Here is an 11,256-nt window from a genome sequence, read left to right as displayed (position 1 = left end):
TTACGATTTTAAAATACCCCAACTACAAAGTAATTAACAATTCTGAATTAGTTTTTGTTGATTATTTGACAGACAACCAAGTAACTAATAAATACCTTAAAAATCATTAAAATTGAAATACCATTTCAGACCACAATATACCTTTATAGAGCATTTTTTATTTATTTATAAATTGCCAATCTTTATCATAATGAAACACATCGCGGAAACAGGTAGACTTATACTAAGAGAATTCATTAATGAAGATGCTCAGGATTTCTTTGACCTTAATTCAGATCCTGATGTCCTTAAATTTACTGGTGATGAAGCATTTGCAAAAATAGAAGACGCGGTCATATTCCTAAAAAACTACCAAGAAAGACAATATAGGAGCCTTGGTTATGGAAGATGGGCTGTAATCTTAAAAAACACGAATCAATTTATCGGATGGTGCGGACTTAAGAAAAATGAAGAAGATCTAATTGATTTGGGTTTTCGTTTTTATAAAGACCAATGGAATAAGGGATATGCTACAGAAGCTGCCAAAGCAACATTAACCTATGGTTTTCATGAATTACAACTTCATGAGATTATTGGTAGAGCGACACAAGAAAATAGTGCGTCTATAAGAGTGTTAGAAAAAATAGGTATGAAATTTTGGAAACATGGAAATTGCAAAGGAATCCTTAATTCATCATATTATAAGATCACGAAATCAGGATTCAATCTATAACCAAGATGAACCCAAAACATTTCTTATTTACATGCTAGAATTGATTAGAAGTAAAAAAGGTAGTCTTTTAAAAGACCACCTTTTTAGGATATTCAATTTTTCAATTTCATTTCTATTTGATATCAAATCTATCCAGATCCATCACTTTTGCCCAAGCGGACACAAAATCTTGCACAAATTTTTCTTTAGCATCATCAGACGCATAAACTTCTGCTACAGCTCTTAATTCTGTATTAGAACCAAAAATAAGATCTGCTCTAGTTCCTGTAAACTTAACTTGTCCTGTTCTGCGATCACTACCTTCGAATAAAGCGTCATCAGAAGAAGTTGCTTTCCAGGTATACGTAAAATCAAGTATGTTTTTAAAGAAATCATTCGTTAATACACCAATATTGTCCGTAAAAACACCGTGACGAGAACCATCATAATTTGCTCCTAATACTCGTAATCCCCCAACAAGAACTGTCATTTCTGGAATAGAAAGCGTTAGTAGTTGTGCTCTATCTACTAATAAGTCTTCAGCTGAGGATGTTTGATCTTTATGAATATAATTTCTAAAACCATCAGCTTGAGGTTCTAAATAATCAAAAGAACTAATATCTGTTTGTTCTTGCGTTGCGTCTCCTCTTCCACTAGTAAAGGGAACTGTTATTTCAAAACCAGCTTCTTTAGCAGCCATCTCTACTCCAACATTACCACCTAGAACAATTAAATCAGCTATCGACACATCTCCAGAAAAAGCCTTCTGAATTGTTTCATAAACATCTAACACTTTAGCTAATTCAGCTGGATTATTCGCTTCCCAACTTTTTTGTGGTTCTAAACGAATACGACTACCATTAGCTCCTCCTCTTTTATCAGAATCCCTGTAAGTTGATGCAGATGCCCAAGCTGTGGTAACTAGTTGTGAAGTTGTTAGTCCAGAATCGATGATACTCTCTTTTAAAGAAGAAATCTCCGATTCATTTAACATCTTCCCTTTCGGAACAACATCTTGCCAAATCAATTCTTCTTTAGGAACTTCTGGTCCTAAATAACGTGAAATCGGCCCCATATCTCTATGCGTTAATTTATACCATGCTCTAGAAAATGCATCTTCTAAATCTTCGGGATTGTTTCTGAAATGTTTAGAAATCTTTAAAAACTCGGGATCAATTTTTAAAGCCATGTCAGCATCGGTCATCATTAATGCTTGTCTCTTTGAAGGATCCCCAGCCGTTGGTGCTGTTGGAGCTCCTGAATCAGCTTTTGGTGCCCATTGATGAGCTCCAGCAGGGCTTTTAGTTAATTCCCATTCATAATCTAATAATACTTTAAAATAATCATGATCCCATTTATCAGGATTTGGAGTCCATGCACCTTCTAATCCACTGGTAATTGCATCATCTAACACTCCTGATCCGTACGTATTTTTCCAACCAGTACTCATTTCTTCAATAGCAGCTCCGTGTGGTTCTGCTCCCACATATTGATCAGCATCTGCTGCTCCATGCGCTTTACCAAAAGTATGCCCTCCAGCGGTTAATGCTACAATTTCTTCATCACTCATTGCCATTCGTCTAAAAGTAGTTCTCATATCTTCAGCGGAACCCAAAGGATCCGGAGTACCATCTGGCCCTTCTGGATTTACGTATATTAACCCCATATGAACAGCTCCAAGAGGAGCTTCTAAATTATCTCTACCTTCAGAAAAACGAGCATCGTTACCTAACCATTCCTTTTCAGAACCCCAATAGATGTCCTGTTCTGGTTCCCACACATCGATTCTTCCTCCGCCAAAACCAAAGGTTTTTAGCCCCATAGACTCTATAGCACAGTTACCTGCTAAAATCATTAAATCGGCCCAAGAAATTTTATTTCCATACTTCTTCTTTATTGGCCACAACAACAAACGTGCTTTGTCAAGATTACCATTATCGGGCCAACTATTCAATGGTGCAAATCTTAACGATCCTGAAGAAGCTCCACCTCTTCCATCTCCTGCTCTGTAGGTTCCGGCACTATGCCATGCCATACGTATTATTAAACCTCCATAATGACCATAATCTGCTGGCCACCAATCTTGTGACTCAGTCATAAAATCCATCAAGTCTTTCTTTAAAGCATAATAATCCAGACTGTTGAAAGCTTTTGCATAATCGAATTCATCTCCTAATGGATTTGATTTTAAATTATGCTGTCTTAAAACATTTAATTTTAATTCGTTTGGCCACCAATCTCTGTTGGTCGTTCCATGACCAGCAGTATGCTTTTGAGGTCCTCCCATGTATGGACACTTACTAATATCCCCTTGGCTATTTATACCATAGCTTTTCGTGTTATTCATAATATAGAGTTTTAAAGTATACTTCCAAAGTTAGCCATTTACTGCTCTACATTGTATAGATTTTCCATATATTTAAACAACATTACAATCAATAATTCTTATACCCAATTATAAACTTTAAAAACTCTGTTAAAAATTTGCGTAACCAAACGGTTACAATTAAATTTGTAACCATTCAGTTACATTTTAAATGAGAAGAGACGTTTTTCAGGCTATAGCAGATCCTATTAGAAGAAATATCATTTCTATTCTAGCAAATCAAACTTTATCCGTAAATGCTATTGCAGAAAAATTTGATGTAAGTCGCCCTGCCATTTCTAAACATCTAAAAATACTGGAAGAATGCGGTATCATATCTATTTCCAAAAAAGGAAGAGAACGTTACTGCCTTATACAACCACAAAATTTGATACCAGCATTCTTATGGATAGAACAATACAAAAACTTATGGGAAGACAGATTAGACTCTTTTGAAGACTATTTATATAAACTACAATCTAATACCAAAAACAATGAGTGATTTAAACAAACGTACATTATCATTAAAAAGAACTTTTAATGCTCCTATTGAACTTGTCTGGGAAGCATGGACCAATTCGGAACATATTGTTCAGTGGTGGGGACCAAAGGGTATGAAAACAAAAGTCATAGAACACAACTTTAAAGTACATGTTACCTGAAAGTATGCTATGGAAATGCCAGATGGTAGTGAGTTTATATCTGAAGGTATCTATAAAGAAATTCTAACACATGAGAAAATAATTTCTTCTGCTGATTTTAAACCTATGACAGAAGATGTAGAGTTACAAGCACTGTTCGAAAAAGATGGAGAAAAAACAAATTTCACATTTAATGTAGTTCATAAAACTGAAGAATATTGTCTGCAACAGGAAAAAATGGGCTTTATGAATGGTTGGGGATCTGTATTTGATAGATTGAAAGCATTTGTAGAAGCTTCTGATAACGCTTAACTATAACCAATATACCATAACATTTCTACGATAGACTACTAGCAAATTTTGTATACTTTCTACTATAATTCTTTACTAAACCAAAAAAACAATACCTTTAACAAAAAATGCTGGAAAACTAAATACATAATCAAGGTGATTAAATCTATTGATAAAGACGGTGAAGTGATGAAATCTAACGAAAATGATCCAAAACAATACGACACAATAATTATTGGATCTGGCGCTGGTGGTCTTGCATCTGCTATTTGTTTAGCACGTGCTGGTCAAAAAGTTTTGGTTCTAGAACAACATGATGTTCCTGGTGGATGGTGTCATAGTTTTTATCTCAATGGATACAGGTTTACGCCTGGCGTACACTATGTAGGATTATTAAACAAAGGTGAATCCACAAGCGATTTATATGGGGGATTAGGTATAGCAAACGATGTCTCTTTCTTTAGAATGAATCCCGAAGCTTATGAACATTGTTGGATCGGCAAGCATCGTATTGATATGCCAGCCGGCTATGAAAATATAAAAGAAGTATTATCCAAACAGTTTCCAGAAGAACAAAAAGGAATTGCTTCTTATCTAAAGTTAGTAAGCGATGTGAGCTACGAACTACAACTAATTCCTAAGGTAAAAGGATTCTGGCAGCATATCACTATTCCTTTTAGAACAAAAAACATGGGGAAATATAGTGTTTTCAGTTTACGCAAAGTAATCAACAAACACATCAAAAACCCATTGTTAAAAGCAGTACTAAATATACAAATCGGCGATCACGGATTACCTCCATCGAGAGCTAGTTTTCCTTTGCACGCAGCCGTAATGGGACATTATTCTAGTGGAGGCTACTATCCTGTAGGTGGCGGTGGTGCTCTGGTAAAAGCAATGACTAAAGCTTTAAAAAAGCATAATGGTAACATTCAAACCAGCAAAAAGGTTTCTAAAATTTTATTAGAAGTCAATAGAAAAAAAAGAGCTATTGGAGTACAATTAGAAAGTGGAGAAAAAATATTCGCAAAACAAATAATTTCTAATGCTGATCCACAAAAGACATTTATAGACTTGATCGGGAAGGAAAATATTAGCAAAAAGCTTAATAAACGTCTAGGTAAAACCAAGTATTCTTGTACTTCTTTAATGTTATTTCTCACCGTTGACATGGATGTTCGTAAAGCTGGTTTAGACTCTGGGAATATCTGGTTAATGCAACATGAAGATTTAGATACTTTATTTGAGGACACACAGAAAATAAACATATTAGAAGGAGATACTTTTCCAGGAATGTTTATCAGTTGTACCACCTTAAAAGATCCTATTAGTTTTGATGGACGCTATCATACTATTGAAGCTATTACTTATATCAATCACGAATCATTTAACGAGTTCAAAAATGAAGAGCGTAGACGTTCCGAAGCATATCTGAATTTTAAAGCTCAATTAACTGAAAAGATGATTCGCACTTTAGAAACGGTAATTCCTGGAGTACGAGAAAAGATCGTACAGAAAGAATTAGGAACTCCTATTACGAATGAATACTACATAAACTCTACTAATGGTTGTGTTTACGGAACGGAAAAGAGTTTTTGGCAAATAGGCCCATTTTCTTATAAAGCTAAAAGCGAAATAGAAAATTTATATTTGTGTGGTGCGAGTGTTTTATCACATGGAGTAGCTGGAGCTGGGTACTCTGGTGTTGAAACTGCAGCTAAAATATTAAAATGTAGACAAGAAGATCTGTTGGTTCCCGACGAATCACAGGAAATAAAAATATATGAAGCCGAAGACGATTCTCAATATCCAGAATGGATGCTAAAAAAGATTAAAGTAAAACGTGATCGTTTAGCAGCTGGTGTTGATGGATTTTCTTAGCATACTAGCAAATAGAAAAGAAAAAAGCGGGCCTTATTATTGACCCGCTTTTTTTAATTATCCTTTTAACCAAGCTTCTCTCAGCTTTAGTTGTTTTTCTGTTGGGTTTTCGAGACTACTTAATGCTTTTCCTTTAGTATATGACTTTGTTAATTTTGTCTTTATCAAAATTTCCTCGCCTCCTCTATCCAATTTTACTTCTACATCATCACCCACTTTCCATTGTAGCGTATTTTGCAATACAGAATTCGCATTTATCAATGTTAAGACAGTTCCGTTTACCTCTTTTATAACATCAAACGGTTTTACTCCATTTGTAACCCAAAAACTATTTTCTGCTACATCCTCTGTAAAAAATATAGTCCCTTTATCCTGATCTCCACCAACAATTATATTATTACCATTTCTTACGTAATCCGTCTCGATATCCTTAACTCCCATAGAAAGTCCTACTTTCTCAAAAAACTCGTTATAATTAATAGGAGTTTTTCCTATAACATGAGTCGTTAAAAACTTTTCTATAGACGGATAGGTCATCGCTACTATTTCATCAATAATTTTGTCATCTTCAAACGGTTTATTTTTACCATACTTTAAAGAAAGTTCTTTCATTAGTAATAAGATTCCACGATTTCCATCACTTTCCTCACGCATGAGAATATCAATACACATTCCGATTAAAGCTCCTTTTTCATATACATTCGCATAGTTCTTAGCATAAGGCTCATTCAAGATATTTTCACTCATTTCGGTAAAACTCATTGCATCATCAAACAAACTTGCAGAATCTATTTTACCCATCATTTTCGTATAAAATTCCTCTTCAGAAACAAGATCTTGATTTACCTGAAAAACACTAGCAAAGTATTCTGTGATTCCTTCATACATCCATAAGTGCTTAGAAAAAGTAGGATTGTTATAATCAAAATAATGAACATCTTCGGAATGTACGCTTAAGGGAGTTACGATGTGAAAAAACTCGTGAGACACTACATCAATCATGGCAGATGCCAAAGCATCTTCAGGAATAGCCTCTGGTAATACTACTACAGTAGAAGTATGGTGCTCTAACGCTCCAAAACCTGTAGGAGCAGATTGAGATTGTGAAGCTAGATACAAGTAGATATCATACCTAGGTGTACTATCAATATCTCCCAAATATTTCTTTTGGGCTTCCATCATTTTAAAAACAGTTTCCTTTATCCCTGCTGCCGAGTATGTTTTATTTGGAGAATATACACTTAAAACAATTTTAATCCCTCCTACTTCAAATTCTTCTACATCCAAATTACCATACATCATAGGATTGTCGGTAACATCGAAATATCTATTAGCAAAATACTTATCTGTAGTAATAGATCCGTCTTCACTTTTTTCTACACCTACATTCTGTAATGCAGAAGTCCTTTGCATATCGGACGGAGCTTTTACTTCTATAGCATATTGATTATTCTTTAATACATCAAAGTAACCTATAAACCCATGCAAATTCAATACAAAATTATCAGATTCTATATTAGTCCCTGATGGTGAGAATGGAGTATCAACACCTGTATTTTCAATATCGTAGGTATCATTCACCAAATACACAATTTTATCTAATTGTGTAGCATTAACAATTTGCCAAGTATTATCATCAATTTTGTTAGTTGGTAATTCCGCTCCATTATAATCTAAAGCTCTGAAATTATCGATAAACTTTCCAAAATCACTAACAGCATATGTTCCCTGCACTACTTTAGGTAAAAAATAGTTTATTGTATCTTGCGTAAAGCGTCCCGGATTAATAGTCATAGGAACTTTATCATCGGTAACTTCGGTAAGATCAACTTTCGCAACTATCGGTGTTTTTGAAGCTATATCGTTCGATGTATTCATAGAACCACATCCTACTAACAATAAACCGGTAGAGACTGCAACTAGTACTTTTTTCATGTATTTTAAATATTTATAATGGTAAACGCCCAAAATAATGAGGTGTTACAACTTTGATCTTGCAAAATATATAATTTGTATAGACTTTAACCTATTTTTGATCATTATTTACTTACAAATTTTGCATTTGGACATTTTTATCAATACACATCGTATAAGGCTTTCTTGCGATCCAGAAACATTAGACACTTCGAAACCAACTATTATATTCTTACACGACTCATTAGGATGTATAGAACTTTGGAGAGATTTTCCAGAAAAAATCAAAAGAAGGATTGATTATAATGTACTATCTTATGATCGTCAGGGATATGGCAAGTCAGCTCCATTTTCAGAGAATAAAAGAGATAAAGACTATTTAAAAAAAGAAGCTGATACTTTAATACAACTTATTGATCATTTAAGGCTCAATAAAATAATTCTATTTGGTCATAGTGATGGAGGAAGCATTGCGTTATTAACTGCATCATTATATCCAGACAAAATATCTGGTATTATTACCGAAGGCGCTCATGTATTTGTAGAAAAAGAAACGTTACACGGAATTAGAGAAGCTAAACTTGCCTACAATACTACAAACCTTAGAGAAAAACTAACCAAATATCACAGTTCAAACACAGATGCAGTCTTTACTATGTGGACAGAAACTTGGCTCTCTCCTACCTTCGCTAACTGGAATATAGAGGACTACTTAGAACGTATCACCTGTCCTTCTCTTATAATTCAAGGAGAAAAAGATGAATATGGAACTTTAGATCAGGTAACGAGTATCATTACAAAAACACAAGGAATATCCACAGCTCTTATCATTCCCAAAATAGGTCACACACCACATAAAGAAGCACCAAACATGGTTGTTGAAAAAACAGTCGACTTTGTCCTAAGTTTATAAATTCGGGGCAGAAATAGTCTAGAATTATTTATAGTTATCCCTATTTAATCAATTAAAATTTTATTTTTGATTTATCATACAAACATCGAAAACTTATGAAATTCATCAAATCATTTTTAATGATACTGTTTATTGGTTCAGTACTTCATGCCCAAGAAAATTTAGAATACCAAAAACCTGTAAAAGAGATTTTAGATTTAGTGGATGTTCCACTTGCTCCTTCTATTCGTATAGATGAAAAAGGAGAACAACTAATTTTCTTGTATCGTGATGGATATAAAACTATCACCGAACTATCGGAAAAAGAAATGAGGTTAGCTGGATTACGAATTAACCCAAAAACCAACATTTCTAGTCGTGCTAACTATTTTAATAATATTAAATTAAAGAGAATAGATGGCGAACCTATACAAGTTAACGGTCTTCCTAAAAATCTAAGATTATCAAATCTTTCTTGGTCTCCAGACCAAACTAAAGTAGCTTTTACACATACAACTTTAAATGGTGTAGAATTATGGTTAGTAGATATTAAAACCAATAAAGCAACTAAATTAACAGATGCAACTCTTAATGCTAATATGGGATCCCCATTTAGGTGGTTTAAAGATAATTCTGCTTTACTGGTTAAATTTTTATCTAAAAACAAAAAAGCATTAATTAATGTAGATGAAGCAATTCCAACAGGACCTACGATCTCTGTTAGTGAAGGAACAAAAGCACAAAACAGAACCTATCAGGATTTATTAAAAAATCCTAATGACGAATATAATTTTGAGCAATTAGCCACTTCAGAAATATTTAAAGTAAACCTTGATGGCACAAAAACATCTTGGTCTACCACTGGTATGATAAGAAATTTCTCATTTTCTCCAGATGGTAACTATGTAATGGTTACACAAATAGAAAAACCTTTTTCTTATTTAGTTCCTTTCAATCGTTTCCCTCAAAAAACGACCATTTATAAGAGTTCTGGAGAGCCTTTTAAAGTGGTGAATGAAGTTCCTATAGACGAGGTAAGACCAAAAGGTTTTATGGCTATCCGAATTGGAAAAAGGTCTATGAGTTGGAGAGCAGACAAACCAGCTACGCTTGTTTGGGCAGAAGCGCTGGATAAAGGAGATCCTGAGATTAAAGTAGCCTTTAGAGACGAAGTTTTTGAACAAGATGCACCTTTTGAAGGAAAGCCAAAATCTATTTTAAAAACAATCAACCGTTATGCAGGGATACAATGGAGTAATAATAAAAATATTGCTTTTGCCTATGACTATTGGTGGAATACAAGGAATACCAAGACCTATGTTTTTGATCCTAACAAACCATCAGTAAAACCAGAAATTATTCATGATAGAAACTATCAGGATAGATATAATGATCCAGGGAACTTTGTAACCTCTATAAATGAATTTGATCGATCTGTAATAGATATTACAAAAGGAAATGTATATCTAATGGGAGATGGCTTTAGTAAAGAAGGACAATTTCCATTCATAGATAAATTAAACTTAAAAAATAATACTTCGGAAAGAGTTTATAAGTCGACCTATACAAATAAAGTAGAGAGTATAAATGGTGCTATTAATCTTTCAAAAGGAGAATTTCTTGTTCGTGTAGAATCACCAAGTGAATACCCCAACTATTATATTAGAAATATCAATGGGAAGGATAACCTAAAGCAAATTACCAACTTCGCAAATCCTTTTGCTGCGTTAGAAGGTGTGCATAAAGAAGTGATTAAATACAAAAGAGAGGATGGTTTGGAGTTATCAGGTACATTGTATTTACCAATTGGATATGATAAAACCAAAAAAGAAAAGTTACCGATGATTTTATGGGCATATCCTGAAGAATTCAAGGACAAGAAAAGTGCTTCACAATCTACTTCCAATCCAAATGAATTTACCTATCCATGGTGGGGTTCTATGGTGTATTGGGTTACAAGAGGTTATGTAGTATTAGATGATGCTTCTTTCCCAATTGTAGGAGAAGGCGATGAAGAACCTAATGATTCCTTCAGAAAACAATTAGTGGCTAATGCAAAAGCTGCTATAGATGCTGTAGATAATTTAGGACTTATCGATAGAAACCGTGTTGCTGTAGGAGGACATTCTTATGGTGCGTTTATGACTGCCAATCTATTATCACACTCTAACCTTTTCGCAGCAGGTATCGCCAGAAGTGGAGCATATAATAGAACATTAACCCCTTTTGGATTCCAAAGTGAAGAAAGAAGTTACTGGGAAGCACCAGAAGTATATTATACGATGTCTCCTTTTATGCATGCCGATAAAATGAAAACTCCTTTACTATTAATACACGGAAAAGCTGATAACAATTCTGGAACATATCCGCTACAAAGTGAACGATATTTTAATGCTCTAAAAGGTTTAGGTGCTACTGCCAGATTGATCATGCTTCCTAAAGAAAGTCATGGCTATAGAGCTAAAGAATCTATTCTACATCTTTTATGGGAACAAGATCAATGGTTGGAGAAATATGTAAAAAATAAGAAAAAACCGATTTCCGAAGGAACTAATTAATAAATTAAATACAAGACGCGCCA

The 11,256-nt window shown here is 34.1% G+C and carries 7 protein-coding genes and 1 pseudogene; 6 read left to right on the top strand and 2 right to left on the bottom strand.

The window, feature by feature from the left end:
- Window positions 1–190: 190 nt before the first annotated feature.
- The gene (locus ABD077_RS10095) at window positions 191–712 is read left to right on the top strand and encodes a GNAT family N-acetyltransferase (RefSeq protein ID WP_343912192.1); all 522 of its coding nucleotides are present in this window, start codon (window positions 191–193) and stop codon (window positions 710–712) included.
- A gap of 112 nt (window positions 713–824) precedes the next feature.
- Here the strand turns inward: ABD077_RS10095 and katG are convergent, their stop codons facing one another.
- Window positions 825–3,038: a catalase/peroxidase HPI gene (katG, locus tag ABD077_RS10090; protein WP_343912191.1), complete on the bottom strand. Its 2,214-nt coding sequence runs from the start codon at window positions 3,036–3,038 to the stop codon at window positions 825–827.
- Between the two features lie 190 nt (window positions 3,039–3,228).
- Between katG and ABD077_RS10085 the strand changes: the two genes are divergently transcribed.
- The 3 genes and pseudogenes from ABD077_RS10085 (at window position 3,229) to ABD077_RS10075 (ending at window position 5,869) form a co-directional block, all read left to right on the top strand.
- Window positions 3,229–3,558 (top strand): ArsR/SmtB family transcription factor, encoded by a 330-nt coding sequence (locus ABD077_RS10085; RefSeq protein WP_343912190.1) that lies wholly within the window; start codon window positions 3,229–3,231, stop codon window positions 3,556–3,558.
- A pseudogene (locus tag ABD077_RS10080) lies at window positions 3,551–4,009 on the top strand (SRPBCC domain-containing protein). The gene ABD077_RS10085 and the pseudogene ABD077_RS10080 overlap by 8 nt, the downstream one beginning before the upstream one ends.
- Window positions 4,010–4,144: 135 nt before the next feature.
- A complete protein-coding gene (locus ABD077_RS10075; protein ID WP_343912189.1) occupies window positions 4,145–5,869 on the top strand; it encodes a phytoene desaturase family protein in 1,725 nt (574 codons plus the stop codon).
- A 57-nt stretch (window positions 5,870–5,926) separates the two neighbouring features.
- On the opposite strand, the gene ABD077_RS10070 is transcribed toward ABD077_RS10075, so the two are convergent.
- On the bottom strand, window positions 5,927–7,804 hold the full coding sequence (locus ABD077_RS10070; RefSeq protein WP_343912188.1) for a M61 family metallopeptidase: 1,878 nt from the start codon (window positions 7,802–7,804) through the stop codon (window positions 5,927–5,929).
- Window positions 7,805–7,931: 127 nt separating this feature from the next.
- On the opposite strand from ABD077_RS10070, the gene ABD077_RS10065 reads away from it, so the two are divergent.
- Together ABD077_RS10065 and ABD077_RS10060 are read left to right on the top strand one after the other, a co-directional pair.
- Window positions 7,932–8,696: an alpha/beta fold hydrolase gene (locus ABD077_RS10065; RefSeq protein ID WP_343912187.1), complete on the top strand. Its 765-nt coding sequence runs from the start codon at window positions 7,932–7,934 to the stop codon at window positions 8,694–8,696.
- Between the two features lie 95 nt (window positions 8,697–8,791).
- A complete protein-coding gene (locus ABD077_RS10060) occupies window positions 8,792–11,233 on the top strand; it encodes an alpha/beta hydrolase family protein (protein WP_343912186.1) in 2,442 nt (813 codons plus the stop codon).
- Window positions 11,234–11,256: the final 23 nt, after the last annotated feature.

Origin of the sequence: Aquimarina litoralis (genome assembly GCF_039523995.1) — a bacterium.
In the GTDB taxonomy this organism is placed as follows: domain Bacteria; phylum Bacteroidota; class Bacteroidia; order Flavobacteriales; family Flavobacteriaceae; genus Aquimarina; species Aquimarina litoralis.
This window is presented reverse-complemented; position numbering and strand designations above follow the sequence as displayed.